The sequence below is a fragment of the Spirosoma sp. genome, from assembly GCF_026391055.1.
Classification (GTDB): domain Bacteria; phylum Bacteroidota; class Bacteroidia; order Cytophagales; family Spirosomataceae; genus Spirosoma.
In genome coordinates this window covers 65547-83393 of the sequence record NZ_JAPLET010000026.1, presented here as the reverse complement: position 1 = coordinate 83393, position 17847 = coordinate 65547, and the positions used below count along the sequence as shown (strand labels likewise).

The 17847-nt window shown below is 50.7% G+C and carries 11 protein-coding genes; 3 read left to right on the top strand and 8 right to left on the bottom strand.

The features are described from left to right. The first annotated feature begins 17 nt into the window (after nucleotides 1-17). Together NT073_RS23580 and NT073_RS23575 are read left to right on the top strand one after the other, a co-directional pair. Entirely contained in the window at nucleotides 18-4238 is a 4221-nt protein-coding gene (locus tag NT073_RS23580; protein WP_297378569.1) for a PAS domain S-box protein, read from the top strand. Between the two features lie 143 nt (nucleotides 4239-4381). Then, the gene (locus NT073_RS23575; protein ID WP_297380255.1) at nucleotides 4382-6178 is read left to right on the top strand and encodes an ABC transporter ATP-binding protein; all 1797 of its coding nucleotides are present in this window, start codon (nucleotides 4382-4384) and stop codon (nucleotides 6176-6178) included. Nucleotides 6179-6196: 18 nt separating this feature from the next. On the opposite strand, the gene NT073_RS23570 is transcribed toward NT073_RS23575, so the two are convergent. From NT073_RS23570 to NT073_RS23545, 6 genes are all read right to left on the bottom strand, one after another. Then, on the bottom strand, nucleotides 6197-6997 hold the full coding sequence (locus tag NT073_RS23570; protein WP_297378566.1) for a lipid II flippase Amj family protein: 801 nt from the start codon (nucleotides 6995-6997) through the stop codon (nucleotides 6197-6199). A 117-nt stretch (nucleotides 6998-7114) separates the two neighbouring features. Next, nucleotides 7115-8563: a DUF1501 domain-containing protein gene (locus NT073_RS23565; protein ID WP_297378564.1), complete on the bottom strand. Its 1449-nt coding sequence runs from the start codon at nucleotides 8561-8563 to the stop codon at nucleotides 7115-7117. A gap of 12 nt (nucleotides 8564-8575) precedes the next feature. Then, nucleotides 8576-11776 (bottom strand): DUF1553 domain-containing protein, encoded by a 3201-nt coding sequence (locus NT073_RS23560; RefSeq protein ID WP_297378561.1) that lies wholly within the window; start codon nucleotides 11774-11776, stop codon nucleotides 8576-8578. Between the two features lie 97 nt (nucleotides 11777-11873). After that, a complete protein-coding gene (locus NT073_RS23555) occupies nucleotides 11874-12827 on the bottom strand; it encodes a sugar ABC transporter substrate-binding protein (protein WP_297378558.1) in 954 nt (317 codons plus the stop codon). A 96-nt stretch (nucleotides 12828-12923) separates the two neighbouring features. Continuing rightward, complete coding sequence (locus tag NT073_RS23550; RefSeq protein WP_297378555.1) at nucleotides 12924-13910, bottom strand: ABC transporter permease; 987 nt, start codon at nucleotides 13908-13910, stop codon at nucleotides 12924-12926. Nucleotides 13911-13931: 21 nt separating this feature from the next. Next, on the bottom strand, nucleotides 13932-15422 hold the full coding sequence (locus NT073_RS23545) for a sugar ABC transporter ATP-binding protein (protein ID WP_297378553.1): 1491 nt from the start codon (nucleotides 15420-15422) through the stop codon (nucleotides 13932-13934). 69 nt (nucleotides 15423-15491) lie between these two features. Between NT073_RS23545 and NT073_RS23540 the strand changes: the two genes are divergently transcribed. After that, entirely contained in the window at nucleotides 15492-16259 is a 768-nt protein-coding gene (locus tag NT073_RS23540) for an MBL fold metallo-hydrolase (protein ID WP_297378551.1), read from the top strand. 17 nt (nucleotides 16260-16276) lie between these two features. Here the strand turns inward: NT073_RS23540 and NT073_RS23535 are convergent, their stop codons facing one another. Together NT073_RS23535 and NT073_RS23530 are read right to left on the bottom strand one after the other, a co-directional pair. Continuing rightward, nucleotides 16277-16768, bottom strand: coding sequence for a dihydrofolate reductase (locus NT073_RS23535; protein ID WP_297378548.1), 492 nt, complete (start codon nucleotides 16766-16768; stop codon nucleotides 16277-16279). Between the two features lie 79 nt (nucleotides 16769-16847). Then, nucleotides 16848-17843, bottom strand: a complete 996-nt coding sequence (locus NT073_RS23530; protein WP_297378545.1) for a polysaccharide deacetylase family protein — start codon at nucleotides 17841-17843, stop codon at nucleotides 16848-16850. Between the last annotated feature and the right edge of the window lie 4 nt (nucleotides 17844-17847).

Genomic DNA, 17847 nt, shown 5'->3' with positions numbered 1-17847 from the left:
ACAACCGTAAGCCGCCCATGAATCAATCCAGCCCACCATTTGAAGAGAAAAACCAGCACGGCTTTTCGAAATCCAATCTACTTGTTGACGATCTGCCTGATCTGCCAATGGGTATTGTCATTTGCAAACCGGTAAAAAATAAAACAGGGGCGGCCACTAAGTTAAAGATTACCTATTGCAATCCCTTTGCAGCCTCGCTCCTTGAATTTCACGACAAGGCCGGGGAAACCATTTACCTTGAAGAAATTCCGGAGCTGATAACGCTTCTCAAGCCTGCTTTTCACGTGCTTGAAACGGGTTATCCCGTTACGACCGATTTACACATAGGTAAGTCCGAAAACGTACCGTTACAAACCTGTTCAATCAGGCGGCACAACGGGCAGTGCATCATTTACCTGGAAGCGACCGGACTCAGAGAAAAAGTTAACAGTAGTCTGCAACGCCGACTGCAGCTGGAAGCAATTATCTCGTCAATGTCCAGCCGTCTGCTCTCCGTAGCAGCGTCCGATCTGGATACGTTTATTCTTGAATCGTTAGCCAGAATTGGCGAGTACAATCGGGCTGATCGGGTGTATGTGTTCAAGTATTTGAACAATGGCACTATTATGAGCTGCACGCATGAGTGGTGTGCCGAAGGCATTGATCCCCAGCTGCCTCATATGCAAAACGACCCTGTCTCGCTTTACCCGTGGTGGCATCAGAAAATGGTTAATCAGGAGTCTATTCGACTGGTTACACTAGACGAATTGCCCGCTTATGCCATTCCGGAGCGGAAAAGCCTGGAAAGGCAAAGTATTCAGTCGCTGTTGGTTGTGCCCATGGTTCTCGATGACAACCTGATTGGGTATGTAGGCTTTGATGCTGTACGGGAGGAGCGAAACTGGGACGAAAATGATACCGACTTACTGAAAACTTTTGCCTCGCTGATCATCAATGCAACCAGCCGGGTTGTACGGGAACAACTTTTACAACGAGCCAACAAGCGCCTTGAGGGACTCAATAAAATCAGCACGGCTCTACTGAACAGCAGTTTGCTGAATGAGCAACCGGGCTTCACCGCCCTCAAGTACGTGTATGAAATGATTCCCTGCGAGGTAGGAATTCTATTTCGTATCGACAAGAATGATCAGTCTGCTTTCACCGAAAGTCGAATTCGACGGGGTAAGCAGGAACACAGGCAGGATATTCGTTTTTCGGCCAATTTTCTTCATCATCCAACCTTTTTGCAGGGGCGGGAACTACTCATAAACCAGCTTCAAGCCAATACTCCCAGTTTTCCGCCGGGATTTAATCCGTTTCAATGGGGTCATCGTTCATTTCTGGGTGTTCCTCTCTTTGCTCACCAACAATACATTGGCCTTGTCGTATTGCTGGATAAAACACCGGATTTTTTTACCGCAGAACACATATTGATTGCCCGCGAAGTAGCCCATCAATTGTCGATCGTACTGTTGCAGGAAGATGTTAATCGGCAGCTAGGCGAACAGGCTGACAAGCTGAACGAGAATAACCAGCTTTTGCAGGCTATTATTGATCATACGCCGGCTGTTCTGGCATTTTGGGAACCGATTCGCAGTGATGGGCGCATTGTTGATTTTAAATACCTGTTATCAAATCCGGTCAATTCAACCGTTACGGGTTATAGCCACGAGGAACTCATGCAGAGTACGCTCGTTACGCTGTTTCCGTATACGGTGGATAACGGAATATTCAGCCGGGCCGTAGAAGTTGCCGAAACCGGCAATTCACAGCAGTTTCAGCTTAAGTACAGGCTGAAAACGGGCGACCTTTGGGGAGAATATTCGCTGGTTCGGGTTGGCGGGAATGTCTTGCTGACTATTAAGGATATATCTCACCTTAAGGAGACTGAAGAACAGCTCAGGCAGTCAAACGCCGAGCTTGAAAAGCGTGTAGCCGTCAGGACGAGCGAAATTCAACAACTGTTCGCCATGCAACAGGCTGTATTTAAACACGCTGGCCTGGCAATTACCGCAACGGATGCCCAGGGTGTAATTAAACTCGTTAATCCGGCATTGGAGAGCCTGACAGGCTATACAGCCGATGAATTGATTGGGAAAGTCACACCCAGAGCGCTACGAGATCCTGTCTTTCATCAGAATCTGCTTCAAAGGTTAGACCCCGATCTGGTTGACGATGGTACCGGCGAAAAACACGTTATCGAGTATATCCGAAAAAACGATTTTCTACGGCGCGAAAACATCTTTCTTACCAAGCTGGGGCAGCGGATACCTGTTTTGTCGACGGTAAGTGGCTTATATGATGATAACAATGTGCTCATTGGATTTGTCGATATCGTTGCCGACATATCATATCTGAAAACAATTGAGCATAAATTGATGCAGGCTAACCAGCGCAGTCGATTAGCCACTATAGCTGGCAAACTGGGTGTATGGGAATGGAACCTGCTTACCAACGAGATAGTGATGGATGAGAACTTTTTGGTCTTATTCGGTCTCCCGGAAAATGCAACACTCAAACGGATAGAAGATCTGGAACAGATCGTTCACCCCGACGACCTGGCTTATTTTAAGCAAAACGTAAAGGATATAATTGAATCGCAAAAGCCCTTCGACGTTGAGTTTCGGGTGTTTTTCCCCTCTACAAAAACAACCCATTACTTAAAGGCCGATGGGTTAATTGTTCAAAACGAAGATGGTATCAACAATCGACTGATTGGCGTTATTCGGGATCGCACAAAAAAGCGGCAGGCCGATCAGGCACTGAAAATCAGTGAAAAGCGGTACCGTTCTTTGGTGGATCATTTAAAAGACATTGTTTTTCAAATAGATCTGTCTGGCAACCTGACGTATCTGAACCCGGTCTGGCAAAAAATTACGGGGTTCAGCCTGGAAGAAACATTAGGCAAACCATTCCTGGACTTCGTGTTTCCCGATGACCGGGAACGAAACAAGTATTTGTGTGACCAGCTTGTATGCCGTCAGAAGGCAATCTGTCAACATGTGGTACGCTACATCCATAAGGATGGTGGCTATCGGTGGATCGACGTATTTGCCCAGCTTACTGTAAACGAACTGGATGAAGTTACGGGTATTGCCGGCACTCTAACGGATATAACCGAGCGTAAGAAAGCAGAAGACGCGCTGCTCGAAAGCGAGCAGCGGTTTCGGGATATTGCCGAAAACGTCGATGAAATTTTCTGGATTCGGGACCTGCAGGAGCCAAAGTTTATCTACATAAACCCGGCTTATGAAAAGTTTACCGGCGAATTAGCCGGAACGTTGTACGAAAACCCACTGGTTTTTCTAAACTTTATTCTGGAAGAAGATCGCCCCAAAGTACTGGCTAACTTCGTGGACGAAGTCAATCGAGATTCTACGTTCCAGTTCCGGGCACGGCACAGAGACGGAAGCCTTAGGCATCTGGATGTTCGGCTTTTCAGGGTGGTGAACGAAGAGGGTGTGTTGATACGCCGGATTGGTATGGCCACCGACATTACAACTGCTATCGAAAAAGAACTGATTCTGGAAGAGTCGCTCACAAAAGAACGAACGTTGAACGCCCTGAAATCTCAATTCATTTCAACCGCTTCTCACGAGTTCAGAACCCCCCTGGCGGCTATCAATTCCAGTGTTGAACTGGTAAAGCACTATGTCAATGTTGGGAGTACCAATACACCCATGACGAAAGTAATCAATCAGCACATTGAGAAAATATGCCAGAAGGTATTCTTTCTTAATGACCTGATTACGGATACGCTGACAATCAGTAAAATAGACGAAGGAAGAATGCACGTCAATTTAGAGCTAACCGATTTAATAGAACTGTACGAGAATACTGTAAAGCACTACTTCAGTGATCGGGAAGACGATCGATTCGTTGAATTCGAGTACATTGGCAGCCCTATTGCGGTGAACCTCGACAGGAAGTTGACTGAACATATCCTGACTAACCTTTTGTCGAACGCGTTTAAGTTTTCAACTAAAAATCCACAATTAACCATCAGCTTCGGCACCGAAGAGGTCATGATGATCATTCGTGATGAAGGAATAGGAATACCTGAAAAAGACATTGCCAATCTTTTCGGTAAATTCTTCAGAGCCAGTAATGTCACGGGCTTTCAGGGTACCGGTCTGGGCCTGGCCATCTGTCAGGAGTACATCACGTTGCAGAATGGCCGGATCACCTGTGAAAGCAAGGAAGGAGTTGGTACTTCGTTTAAGGTATACTTCCCGTTTTCAGCTAATGAGCAGCCGTAGTGGTTAACTTATTCATGAACATTGTGCTATCCCGGAATTATCTGGGAGGAGTATTGTTTATGAGTCAACTACAGTGTTATAATGAAGGCGATGCGTTCGCCGTACACCGTTTTGTTCACTGTACACAACCATTCGCCACGTTTATGCGGTTACTCTACGCTTATTTACGCCAATATTGGGGTTTACTCATTCTGGCCCTTGTTCTGGCCGCTATCAACCAGATTTTTTCCCTGCTTGATCCTTATATTTTCCGTAAAATCATTGATCAGTACGTCGTTAAGCCAGGTGGAAAGCTCTCGAATATTAATTTCTGGACGTTCCTGAGCGACGGGGCGGGCATGCTCATCTTGCAGGCACTGGGCGTAGCCATGGTGAGCCGGATTGCCAAAAACTTTCAGGATTATTACGTCAATGTGATTACCCAGCGGCTGGGTGCCCGGCTTTATACCGATGGCCTGCGGCACTCGCTGGAACTACCGTATCAGGTTTTTGAAGATCAGCGCTCCGGGGAGACCCTCGGCAAGTTACAGAAAGTTCGGGCCGATGTCGAAAAACTGATTCAATCCTTTGTAAACGTGCTGTTTACGTCGGTGGTAGGTATTGTATTTGTCATGTGGTACGCTACTACCGTTTACTGGCCCATTGCGCCCGCTTACTTTCTAACCATCCCGCTGCTGGGTTTCGTGAGTTCATTGCTGAGTAAGAAGATCAAGGTCGTTCAAAAGACGATTGTAGCCGAAACGACGGCATTGGCCGGATCAACGACCGAAAGTCTGCGTAATATTGAACTGGTAAAAAGCTTGGGGCTGGCCCAGCAGGAAACCGAACGCCTGAATGCCACGACGGATAAAATACTTCGCCTTGAGCTGAAGAAAGTGAAATACATACGTTCGCTGTCGTTTATACAGGGAACGTTCGTGAACCTGCTACGCAACGCCATTATGCTGCTCATGCTGTTTCTGGTGGTACAGGAGCGAATCACGGTGGGGGAGTTCTTCTCGCTCTTTATCTATTCCTTTGCCATCTTCGGCCCTTTACAGGAACTGGGTAATATCATTAACGTATATCGGGAAACGGAAGCGTCGCTGGCCAACTTTCAGCAAATTCTCGACACCCCACGCGATGTTCGACCCGCTCATCCGCAGGCCATCAGCAAAATTGAAACGCTGGCTTTTGAGAATGTGCGGTTCAAGCACCTCTCTGCCGATGTTCCTGCTCTTGATGGCATTTCATTCACGGCAAAGCTTGGCGAAACCATCGCATTTGTTGGGCCATCAGGCTCCGGAAAAACAACGCTGGTGAAACTGCTGGTGGGTCTTTACCCGCCCCTGGCCGGTCATATCAGGTACAACGGCATTCCCGGTGCAGACATTAATATGGACGAGCTGCGGGAGCAGATCGGCTTTGTGACGCAGGATACGCAGCTGTTTGCCGGTACCATTCGCGAAAATCTTCGTTTTGTAGCCCCCAACGCTACGGATGAGGAATGCCTATTGGCGCTGCATCAGGCGGCTGCCGATTCACTGCTCAACCGGGCACCACAAGGTCTCGATACAGTCATTGGTGAAGGAGGTGTTAAAGTATCGGGTGGCGAAAAGCAGCGGCTAAGCATTGCCCGTGCATTATTGCGCAAGCCAACGTTGCTGGTCTTTGACGAGGCCACATCGGCGCTGGATTCGCTCACGGAAGAAGAAATTGGCAAGACCGTCCGCGAGCTATCCGGCTCGCGGCAGCATATTACTATCCTGATTGCACACCGGCTCAGTACAATTTTACACGCCGACCGTATTTTCGTGCTGGAGCGCGGTCATATAGCCGAGCAGGGCGGCCACGCTGAACTTCTTCAGCAGAAAGGCCTCTATTACGCCATGTGGCGGCAGCAGATCGGTGAGCGAAAAGAGCTGTCAGCACCAATCGAAAAGGCTATGGTTGTTAGCTGATTGCGAGGTATACAGGCCTTACATATGCTCTGCAATGAACACAATCAATTGCGAAGCGGGTAGGAAAATGAGCTGAGCAATTAAAGTGCCCAAGAGTCTGGCAATGACCATTATAACAACTTGATTTCTGAAGTCAGGCTCGTTGTACCTTCCCTCTGCTACTTCATCGGTAAGGATAGACAAATAAGGATCGATAAACAGAAATAGAAGAATAGTAGCAAGTCCGTTAATGACCGACGATAAATTGCTTGACGTGGTTCGTAAGTCCGGATTTAAATAGCCTGCATACAAGGAAGCCAGTACGCCTACAGTCAAAACCGACACTGCTATAATGTTAAACACGAACACCCGCCATGGAAAGGGCCCTTTACTAACTAACCGGGTGATGTTTTGGTAATTAGGAATTACTGTACTCGAACGCACTAAATTGAAACCCCGCGATGAAACACTTGCCAATAAAAGTCCGGAGATTGATTTATGTTGACTAAAATGTATGACAGCGAACGAAAATAGTCGCTGGAAAGATGGAATCAATAAGCCACCCACGACCGTTGCTAACGATGTTATCCATAAAATCCAATAAAACTGGTCGATTGGATCGGTATGGCCAAGGCCAATCTTCTTCTCAACGATGTTGGCTAATAAAGGCGCTTGAAAACCGTTTGCCGTTCTTGATACTAGTACTAAAACATTGAACAACGCAACAGATACTGCTATTTTTCGCGTTCTAATCCCGACAATCCGAACCGAATAGGAGAGGGTACTTATCAGATTTATCAGAAAGCTTAATAGTAGTACCCACAGAATTTGCGTGGTCATCAAAAGAGGATTATAGCAGAATAGACACAAATATAGAAAATAAGTAATTGATTTGCCACTCTGTTATACTTAGTATACTATTAACTACTCATATGTGGTGACTGATGAAAATAACCCTTACGCCAGAATGCCCTTTACCAGCTTTCCCTCAACATCGGTGAGCCGGAAACGGCGGCCCTGGAATTCGTAGACGAGCTTTTCGTGGTCGACGCCCAACAGATGAAGGAGCGTGGCCTGGAAATCATGCACGTGAACGGGATTCCGGACGATGTTATAGCCAAACTCATCCGTTTCTCCGTAGGTAATCCCCGGCTTTATGCCCCCGCCAGCCATCCACATCGTGAAGCAGCGCGGGTGGTGGTCGCGCCCGTAATTGTCTTTGGTAAGTTTACCCTGCGAGTAATTCGTCCGGCCAAATTCGCCCCCCCAAACGACGACCGTATCGTCCAGAAGTCCCCGCTGTTTAAGATCCTGTACCAGAGCCGCCGAGGCCTGGTCTGTGGCTTTACACTGCTTGGTGATGCCCGAGGGTAGATTGCCGTGCTGGTCCCAGCCCTGGTGGTACAGCTGAACAAATTTAACATCGCGTTCCAGCAGTCGGCGGGCCATCAGGCAGTTGGCCGCAAAGGTGCCGGGATTTCTGGACTCCGGGCCGTACAGATCAAATACCCAGTCGGGTTCGTTGGAGAGGTCGTTCACGTCGGGAACGGACGTTTGCATCCTGAATGCCATCTCGTATTGGGCAATGTGGTTCGCCACTTCCGGGTCGCCGTACATTTCCTCCTGCACTTGATTGAGGTCTTTCAGGGCATCGAGCATGTAGCGCCGGTCGGTGGTGCTGTAGCCGTTGGGGTTGTTCAGGTAAAGCACCGGGTCGGCCCCGGAGCGGAACTGCACCCCCTGATGTTTCGATGGCAAAAAACCATTTCCCCAAAGCCGGGCGTATAAAGGCTGATCTTTGGGCGCATCATTGGAAACCAAAACGATAAAAGCGGGCAGATTTTCATTGGCGCTTCCCAGCCCATAACTTACCCAGGCACCAATACTCGGGCGTCCGGCCAGCTGATTACCCGTCTGAAAAAACGTGAGCGCCGGGTCGTGGTTGATCTGCTCGGTATACATCGACTTGATGAAGCACAGATCGTCGGCCACTTTGCCGGTATAGGGCATGAGTTCGCTGAGCCAAGCACCGCTCTTGCCGTGTTGGGCAAATTTGTAGGGTGAACTTACTAGCGGCAACGCCGACTGCTGGGCGCTCATACTGGTGAGCCGCTGCCCTTTTCGCACCGATTCGGGCAGATCTTTCCCGTGCATCTTTTCCAGAAATGGCTTATAATCGAACAGTTCCAGTTGCGATGGTCCCCCACTCTGACACATATATACCACCCGCTTCGCCTTTGGCGGTCGATTGGGAGCCGTCAGTGCCTGTTGTGCAGTTGGATTGGAGAAAAGGTTCTGAGGCAACAACGTTCCGAGAGCCACTGAACCCAGTCCCAGCGTGGCTCTGGTCAGGAACGACCGCCGGTTGAAGGTGTCGGCCAGATGTTGGGCAAGTTTCTCACTCATAGCTAGGTCTGGTTAGTGCTTGGTAACGAACGCTTCTGAATTCATGACGGTACTGGCCACAACGGCACTGGCGGCTAGAGCGGGCTTATCGGCCGTGCCCCGGAGTTGGTATTCACCAGCTTGTAACCAGCCCTGCATTTTGGGCGGATTTTTCGTAAACAACTGGTATTCCTGCTGATATAACCGGGTTAAGATAGCCAGCTCCTTTGGTGCTGGTTTCCGACTGGCCAAAAGCCGAAACATATGCGTTAGCCGATCCGGTACGGTGGTATGTTGGGCAAACGACCGTTCGGCAACGACTTTGGCGGCTTCAACAAATTGCGGGTCATTGAGCAACACCAGTGCCTGCAAGGGCGTGCTGGTTTTCTGCCGCTGAACTACACAATAGCTGCGCGACGGCGCATCGAAGGTGTTCATGGATGGGGGCGGGTTGGTCCGACGCCAGAACGTGTACAGGCTCCGTCGATACAAACTTTCGCCTTTATCCTGCTCGTAGGTCGTGTTATTGACCGCCCAGAGTCCTTCCGGCTGGTAAGGCTTTACACTGGGTCCGCCCATCTTCTTCGACAAAAGCCCACTAGCGGCCAGTGCATTGTCGCGAATCATCTCGGCGGTTAACCGGGAAATCGGTCCGCGCGACAACCAGGTGTTTTCCGGGTCTTTCTGCAAACTTTCGCGGGTGCCATAGGACGACTGGCGGTAAGTGGCCGACATGACAATCAGCTTCTGCATGGCTTTTATGTTCCAGCCGCCTTCGCGGAAGGTAACCGCCAGCCAGTCGAGCAGTTCCGGGTGAGTAGGCAGCCCGCCCTGATTTCCGAAGTTGTTGGCCGACTTCTGAATAGCGTTGCCAAAATACGTTTGCCAGTACCGGTTTACCACTACCCGCGCCGTCAGCGGGTTATCGGGGTGGAGCAGCCATTTGGCCAGCCCCAGCCGATTGCGGGGAAGGTCCGGTGAAAAGGGCAGCACGCTGGCCGGTACATCGGGTTTTACCTGCGGACCGTGGGCGTCGTACACCCCCCGTTTGAGCAGATAGGTTGGACGGGACGTTTTCATCTCCTCCATCACCATAATTTCCGGTATAGTCTCCACCAGCTTGTTCCGCTCGGCCCGGAGTTGCTGCAAAGCCTGTTGCTGCTGCTGGTAGACGGGCGAAAGATGACTGAAGTAATACTGTTTCAACGGGTCGCCTTTTAGGGGCGTTACCTGTTGCACAGACTGAGCCAGTGCCTGCACTTCGGGAGGACTCAGCGTACGGTTGTAAACGACCAGTTCATCGATCAGCCCCTTCTTGAAACCTGGACCGCGCATATCTGCCCCAACCATCAGACCCGTTTGTTTCCCCGTAAATAATATGTCTTTGTAGAGGTTGTCGCGTTCGGTCTGTAAGGCCATCTCCTGCCCGTCGACGTACAGTCGGAAGCCGTTCGCTTTGCTGGAACCATCGTAGGTCATGGTCAGCTGAATCCACTTTTCTTTGGGCAGCATCTGCCGACTAACCCGGACAATACTGTTGTAAGGCCAGGTATGGGCCATCAGTAGTTCGGCTTTGTCGTCGCGGAGGTTGAGGAAATACCCCCGGAAATTGTATAGAATATCGCCGTTCCCCTTGTGAACGAGGGCCGCTTTCGACACGTTCTTCGGAATGTTGACCCACACACCAATAGAGAACGGCTGCGACCGATTGAAAACACCGGCCTGACCGAGCGTCAGAATGTCGTCGCCATTAGATTGAAAGGCGTTACCCAGCTTGCCCGGCACAAGCACCGGGTCGGCCACTTTGCCGCTGTCTTTGATGCTCACGTCATTCACGAATCGCCCCTTTACCAGTTTATCGAAGGTAAAACGTGCCTGCAATCCTTTACGTGGATCGAACGGCACAGCATTGGCTTTCGACTGCCAGGCGTCAAAGGCTTTCTGTTCGGTCTGTACGGTTTGTTTCAGATCGGTTTCCGCCTTTCGGATCTTCGTGTCGATGAAAGCAAGCAGGCTATCTTCTTTCGGCTGGGTGAGCAGCATGGTGGGCACCGGCATGGCATCGTCCCAGGAAATCTGGCCGGCTTCGTCTACGTTGTTGAAAAAAGCGAACAGGCTGTAATAATCCTTCTGCGAGATGGGGTCGAACTTATGGTCGTGGCAGCGGGCGCACTCGACGGTCATACCCATTAGGGCCGTACCCAGCGTATTGGTTCGGTCGGCGACGTACTCCACCCGAAACTCCTCGTTGATAATGCCGCCTTCCATATTCTGCGAATGGTTACGGTTGAAGGCCGTGGCCAGCCGATGTTCGGGCGTTGGGTTGGGAAGCAGATCCCCCGCCAGTTGCCAGGTGATAAACTGGCTGAATGGCCGGTTGCGGTTAAACGCCTGAATGACCCAATCCCGCCAGGGCCACATGGGACGGTATCGGTCGACCGTGTAGCCATGTGTATCGGCATAACGGGATAAATCCAGCCAGTCGACCGCCATTTTCTCTCCGTAATGGGGCGACTTCAACAACCGGTTGACTACGTTTTCGTAGGCATTGTGCGAGGTGTCGGCCATAAATGCGTCTATTTCGGAAAGGGTAGGCGGTAGGCCGGTGAGGTCGAGGGTTACGCGTCGGAGGAGCGTTTCTTTGTCGGCTTCGGGCGATGGTCTGAGTCCTTTTTCCTCCAGCTTGCTCAGGGTAAAGTAGTCGATTGGATTTTTGGGCCAGCTGGTGCCTTTCACAACTGGCAAGACTGACTTATCCGGTTTAATAAGCGCCCAGTGCGGTTTATACTCCGCTCCCTGCTCGATCCATTTGATCAGAACGGCCTTTTCGTAAACCGATAACGACCGGTTCGAGGCTTTTGGCGGCATCATCTCATGCTCGTCGGTGCTCAGAATCCGGTGATAGACTTCACTGTTGGCAAGGTCGCCGGGAACGATGGCGTGTTTCCCTTTTGCTTTTTTGAGAGCGGGCATAGCTCCTTCCGGAGTGGCTAATTCCAGTCCGGCTTTCTGGCTGTTCTTGTCCGGCCCGTGGCAAAAAAAACATTTGTCAGACAGAATGGGCTTGACGTGTAGATTATAGTCGATGGTTTCTGGAAGCTTATCGTCCAGTTGAGCGATCTCCGCCGGTTTGTCGACCCCGCAACTTTGAAGAAACAGAAGAGTGCAGCAGACGACTAATAAGAATCGAAACCTTTGATAGCCTACAGTAATGAATCCAGTCGTAATTGCCATACGGTTTTTTATAGGAACGCGGATGTAACAGATGCTATGCAACGCGGATTGAAAACGGACTTTTAGTCGATAAGAGCCGCGTTCCTATAAAACAAAGTTACTTCAAAAACTTACTCAGGTTATCTTTGGTGACCAGCTGGAAGGGTACAAGTGTTTCTTTGTCAAACTGTTGTCTTTTGGCGGCTTTAATGGCCGTTTCGATGGCTTTTGCACCCTGCTGCTCGGCATTCTGGAAAACGGTAGCGTCCAGCGAACCTTTTTTGACGGCCTGTAACGCATCGGGAATGGCGTCGATACTCACCACAATCACCTTATCTTTCAGGCCTGCGTCGGTCAGGGCTTTTACGGCACCAAGGCCCATCTCATCATTATGCGCGAAGACGGCGTTGATCTGCGAACCGTACGACTGAATCCAGTTTTCCATCAGCGACATGGACTTGGCGCGGTCCCATTCGCCCGTTTGGTGGGCCAGCAGTTTCAGGTTCGGGTATTGCTTCAGGATTTCCCGCGCTCCCTGTTCCCGCTTTATCTGGGCCGCCTGACCCATATAACCGTGCATCATAACTACGTTGCCTTTGCCGCCAAGCTTATCAGCAATAAATTTCATGGCAATTCGGGCCGATTCGACATCATCCGAACCCACAAAAGCCGAGGGCTTCGAACTCGTCTCGGAGTTAACGTTGATGATCGGGATTTTGGCGGCCAGTGCTTTGGCAACGGCTGGTGAACTGGCTTCCACTTCGCAGGGATTCATGATAATGGCATCGACTTTCTGCGCAATGAAGCTTTCAACCTGCTCCACCTGCTTCAGCGCCGACCGTTCCGCATCGACCGTAATTAACTCAATACCGGCCTTTTGCGCTTCTTTGTCCATCTCGTCGTGCACATTGACGATAAACTCATTCTGCATACTCAGCATAGTGGCGCCCACCACTAGTTTCTTACCTTCTCCGTCCTGGCTGGTTTCGGACGTGCTTGATTGGTTACAACTGGCGAGTAAAAGAAATAAGGATAGGGCAGAGGTGATTACAGGTAGTGAAAGGCGTCTCATATTGGTTCGTTAGTTGTACCAAACAGCTTCTGGCTGTTTGCGTTAAAAGGACTGTTTGTATTGCCAAAAACATCTATAGGCTGTTCAGTGCATGATTTATGCTTTACTCATCTGATTCATACTGTCCAGCACTACGGCGCCGATGATAATGACGCCCATAACTACCTGCTGATAATAGGACGTGACATTAAGCAGGTCGAGGCCGTTGCTGATGACGCCGATCAGCAGCGCACCAATAAGCGTGCCCGTCATGGTGCCCGTGCCGCCCGAGGTGCTGGTGCCGCCGATAATGGCCGCAGCAATGGCGTCGAGTTCGAAGCCAGTTCCGGCGTTGGGTTGCCCCGTAGTGATGCGCGATGTCAGCAGGATACCCGCCAGTGCGGCCAGACCACCGCATAGCGTGTAAACAACCATTTTCACCCGGTTCAATTGAATGCCGGAGGCTTTGGCCGCCTGCTCGTTCCCACCAACGGCGTAGATGTAGCGGCCAAGTACGGTGCGTTTGAGGAGAATGGAGCAAACAACGAACAGGATAACCAGAATAATAATGAGCGTGGGAATACCCAGAATTTTACCGCCACCTAAAAAGTTGAACGAGTCCGATAGGTTGGAAACGGGCCGTCCTTTGCTCACAATTAGCGCCAGCCCCCGGCCGATGGTCATCGTGCCCAGCGTAACAATAAAAGGCGGAACCTTACTACGGGTGATAACGAAGCCGTTGAACGCGCCGAAGAGCAGCCCCGCCAGCAGCCCCATACCGATAGGAACGGCCACGGGGTACGTATCCGGGTGAGCAAATGAAGCCGCCACAACACCAGTAACCGCCACCATCGACCCAATAGATAAGTCGATACCGCCCGCTATGATAACAAACGTGACACCAAAGGCCAGGAGGGCGTTGATGGATACCTGCGTCACAATGATCATCAGGTTCTGAACCGTCAAAAACTTCGGGGTTATCAGGGAGAGGGCCAGACAAATGACGAAGAAAGCCAGCAGAAGGCCGTATTTGCCAATGCCCTGGATGCGTGTTTTGTAGGCTTGTCCGGTCTGGGAAAAAGTACTGATGAGGCCGTTTTTCATTGATAGTGGGTAAGGGATTTGTCAGTTGGCGGGCATTGCATACCGCATAATCGATTCCTGGGTGGCATCTGAGCGGGAAAGCATGGCCGTTTGCCGTCCTTGCGACAGCACAAGTATCCGGTCGCTCAGGCCTAGTATCTCGGGGAGTTCCGACGAAATCAGGATGACGGCGATACCATCGGCAGTTAGCTGGTTGATTAGTTTATAGATTTCGGCTTTAGCTCCAATGTCAATACCGCGCGTTGGCTCGTCGAGGATAATCACTGCCGGTTTGGCCAGTAGCACCTTGCCGATAACGACCTTCTGCTGATTGCCCCCGCTGAGGTAAGTTACTGCCTGATTGGGACCGTTTGCTTTTATCCGCAGATCTGTCATCAGCGACAGGGCCGTTTCAGTTTCCTGTTTGGGCTGCGTAAAAAAACCACGCAGGCTCGACAAGGTAATGTTATGCTTAACCGACAAACGGGGAATGAAGCCGAAAGCTTTGCGGTCTTCGCTCACGTAACCGATACCCTGTCGAATGGCATCGGCGGGTGATTTGATCGTGGTTTTTTCGCCCCGTAGGTAAACCGCGCCATCGCTGAAGCTGTCGAGTCCAAAAATGGCGCGGGCTATTTCGGTTCTTCCCGCCCCCATTAGCCCCGCAAGGCCCAGCACTTCGCCCGCATGAACAGCAAAGCTGATGTTGGTGAATTTGCCTGGCTGACTCAGGCCCTTAACGGACAGTACTTCGTCCCCTCTGGAACTGATATTTTCCGGGAAAAGGGTGTCGATTTCGCGGCCAACCATGAGGGTAATCAGCTCATTGGTGTCAAGCCCCGACGCGGGTTTGGTAACGATGTATTTACCGTCCCGCAATACCGTAATGGTATCGGCAATGGTAAATATTTCGTCCATCTTGTGCGAAATGTAAATAATGGCTACCCCTTTTCTGGTCAGGTCGCCGATGATTCTGAAAAGTGTAGCGACTTCCTTATCGGAAAGGGCGGAGGTGGGCTCGTCCATGATGATGACGCTGGCCTCGTTGGAAATGGCTTTGGCAATTTCAACCATCTGCATTTCGGCCACACTCAGGTACTTCATGGGCGTGGTGGGCTGGATGGTAAGGCCTAGCTGCTTCAGCAGGTCGCCCGCCTGTTTGATCTGCTGCCGGTCGTTGAGCCAGCCAAACAAGCGGTTACTCGTTTCCCGACCCAGGAAGATATTCTGCGCTACGGTTAGCTCCGGAACAGCCAGAATTTCCTGATGAATCATGGAAATGCCCTTCCTCAGAATGTCGTTGACATTACCGGTTTTGAGCGGGTTGCCTTTAAAGATGATTTCGCCGGAATCGGGTGTCAGCAGGCCAATGAGCAGTTTCATGAAGGTCGACTTCCCCGCCCCGTTTTCGCCCATTAGCGCGTGAACTTCGCCTTTCCGGAGGTTGAGCCGGACGTTATCCAGCGCTTTTACCCCCGAAAATGTTTTCGTAAGTCCTGATACGCGAAGTATATAATCCTGATCGGTAGACATAATAATGATTGGCCGCTCTAGAGCGTACAAGGCAGATTATGTCAATTTTTACCCTTACTTTGTAGTATTATGCAATTGTTCATCACCTCATTAAATTCGGGCAGCAACGGTAATTGTTATTACGTTGGCAATGAGCGGGAAGCTGTTCTGATCGACGCTGGTATCTCCTGCCGGGAAACCGAACGACGAATGGAGCGGCTTGGCTTATCCATGCAAACCGTTAAAGCCATCTTTGTTTCTCACGAACACAGCGACCATATCCGGGGCATTCCTCAACTGGCCAAAAAACACCAGATTCCCGTTTTCATCACCCCCGGCACCCTGAACAACTCGGGCTTACCGCAAACCAGCTTTCCGCTTCGTCCGCTTCGTGCGTATGAGCCAGTCTGGATTGGTGAGCTATGCATTACGGCATTTCCCAAGCATCACGATGCCAGCGACCCGCACAGTTTTCTGGTCGCCGGCCGGGATACGAAAGTGGGTGTGTTTACTGATATTGGTGCCCCCTGCGAACACCTGATTCATCATTTTAAGCAGTGCCACGCGGCTTTTCTGGAAGCGAATTATGATGAGGATATGCTAGAGAGAGGGCGGTACCCGTATTTTCTGAAGAATAGAATCCGGGGCGGCAAAGGGCACCTCTCCAACCAGCAGGCGCTGGATCTTTTCAGAACGCACAAACCGGCCTTCATGAGCCACGTGCTGTTGTCGCACCTCTCCAAAGACAACAACTGCCCACAACTCACCAAGGATTTGTTCTCCCTGCACCGCGACACAACGGAGGTTATTGTCGCGTCCCGTTTTGAAGAAACACCCGTCTACGCTGTTTGTGCGTAGAAAGCTGGCGCGGGTTTCTAGACTTTTTCGTACTCCACGAAGTCAAACGATACGGCGTGGCGTTCGTCGGCGGGATGCGGGCGTCGGCTCAATTCTTTCCATTCGCTTTTGTCAAATGCGGGGAAATAAGCGTCACCCTCGAAATCCTGATGAATTTCGGTCAGGTAAAGTGTAGTGGCGATGGGTAAGGCCATTTTGTAAATCTCCGCCCCACCAATGACAAAAATTTCGATCTGGTTGATGGCTTCTGCTTCGGCAATGGCCTCATCCAGCCTATGGACAATGGTTACGCCCTCAGCCGAAAACTCCGTGTTGCGGGTAAGCACAATATTCGTGCGGTTGGGCAGCGGTTTGCCGAGTGCTTCCAGCGATTTGCGACCCATGATAATGGGATGGTGGCTGGTCTTACGTTTGAAAAATGCGAAGTCGTCGGGCAAATGCCAGGGCAAATCGTTTTCGCGACCAATAATGCCGTTCTGTGCAACGGCAGCAATTAAACTGATCTTCATGTATAATTTATGAATTTAGTCAGTAAGTGGCTGACGCGAAAGCAAATTACTCGCATCAGCCACTTACTGACTTACCGACTTACTTAACTTTCCCCCGTCGTTCCATTAACTCGCGCCAGGTGGTGATGATGATTCCTTCTTTTTCGACAAACGATTTCAGAGCGGGGTCCATCATGGCGAGCATATCGCCGTTGCGGGACTGGCCGGAGCCGCTTATCTGGTCAAAGGTAGGGCTTGGAGCCGTACAATGCATAATAACGTAAGTCAGGCCGGGCTTCGTTGACTTGAGTAGTTCAATGAATTTCTGCGTTTTGTATTTTTGAATAGTAACGTCGGTAACGGGTGTTCCGACAGGTAGCGTCCAGCCATAACTTGTGCCGTCGAGGTCGTCCATAACAGGCAGGCCTGCATCCCAGAGCTGTTTGCCGACCTGTTGCGCCAGTTGCTGCATGGGAGCTGGTACGTTGTTGGCTTTGAATATCAAGGTGGCATGACCTGCCGGAAATAGAACCGGGATTTTCTCTTCGATAGCTACTTTGGCGTAGCGCATAATGAATTTCGGGTCGAAGAGCGTTCCCATGTGGGAGTCCATGTGCGTGGGCTTCACACCAAACGCACGATAGCGAGCCAGTTGCGCCCGAATTTCAGCTTCCACCTCATCGGCCGATGCGTGCTGAACGACCTGTTCGACCGAGTGCCAGAAAGCGCCCTGCTCATCGTATAAACCCGGCGCTTTCTCGCGACCCACCAACGGCGACCATCGGTAGCCGTTCCATTCGGATGTCAACGTCAAGTGAACGCCCACATCGGCAATCGGGTGTTTTTTTACGTACTCGAAAAACTGCGGAACCCAGCCGCAGGGCATCATCACGCTGGTTGAACTGGCAATACCCTTATCGAGCGCGTTTATCGTCCCCACGTTCGATTCGTAACTCATCCCTGCATCATCGACGTGGAAAATAACGACTTTCTTTCCTTTGGGGAAACCCAGCTTCTCAGCGTAGGTTTCCGTTTGGGCGTTAACGGCCACTTGGCCGAAAATGGTGAAGGCTAAGCCTAGTAAGGCTGATTTCATGTAA

Bases quoted from the DNA above. Each gene is read 5' to 3' on its own strand.
- NT073_RS23550 (WP_297378555.1), bottom strand. From the start codon at position 13,910: ATGAAAAACGGCCTCATCAGTACTTTTTCCCAGACCGGACAAGCCTAC.
- NT073_RS23530 (WP_297378545.1), bottom strand. From the start codon at position 17,843: ATGAAATCAGCCTTACTAGGCTTAGCCTTCACCATTTTCGGCCAAGTG.
- NT073_RS23545 (WP_297378553.1), bottom strand. From the start codon at position 15,422: ATGTCTACCGATCAGGATTATATACTTCGCGTATCAGGACTTACGAAA.
- NT073_RS23560 (WP_297378561.1), bottom strand. From the start codon at position 11,776: ATGGCAATTACGACTGGATTCATTACTGTAGGCTATCAAAGGTTTCGA.
- NT073_RS23565 (WP_297378564.1), bottom strand. From the start codon at position 8,563: ATGAGTGAGAAACTTGCCCAACATCTGGCCGACACCTTCAACCGGCGG.
- NT073_RS23555 (WP_297378558.1), bottom strand. From the start codon at position 12,827: ATGAGACGCCTTTCACTACCTGTAATCACCTCTGCCCTATCCTTATTT.
- NT073_RS23570 (WP_297378566.1), bottom strand. From the start codon at position 6,997: ATGACCACGCAAATTCTGTGGGTACTACTATTAAGCTTTCTGATAAAT.
- NT073_RS23575 (WP_297380255.1), top strand. From the start codon at position 4,382: ATGCGGTTACTCTACGCTTATTTACGCCAATATTGGGGTTTACTCATT.
- NT073_RS23580 (WP_297378569.1), top strand. From the start codon at position 18: ATGAATCAATCCAGCCCACCATTTGAAGAGAAAAACCAGCACGGCTTT.
- NT073_RS23535 (WP_297378548.1), bottom strand. From the start codon at position 16,768: ATGAAGATCAGTTTAATTGCTGCCGTTGCACAGAACGGCATTATTGGT.
- NT073_RS23540 (WP_297378551.1), top strand. From the start codon at position 15,492: ATGCAATTGTTCATCACCTCATTAAATTCGGGCAGCAACGGTAATTGT.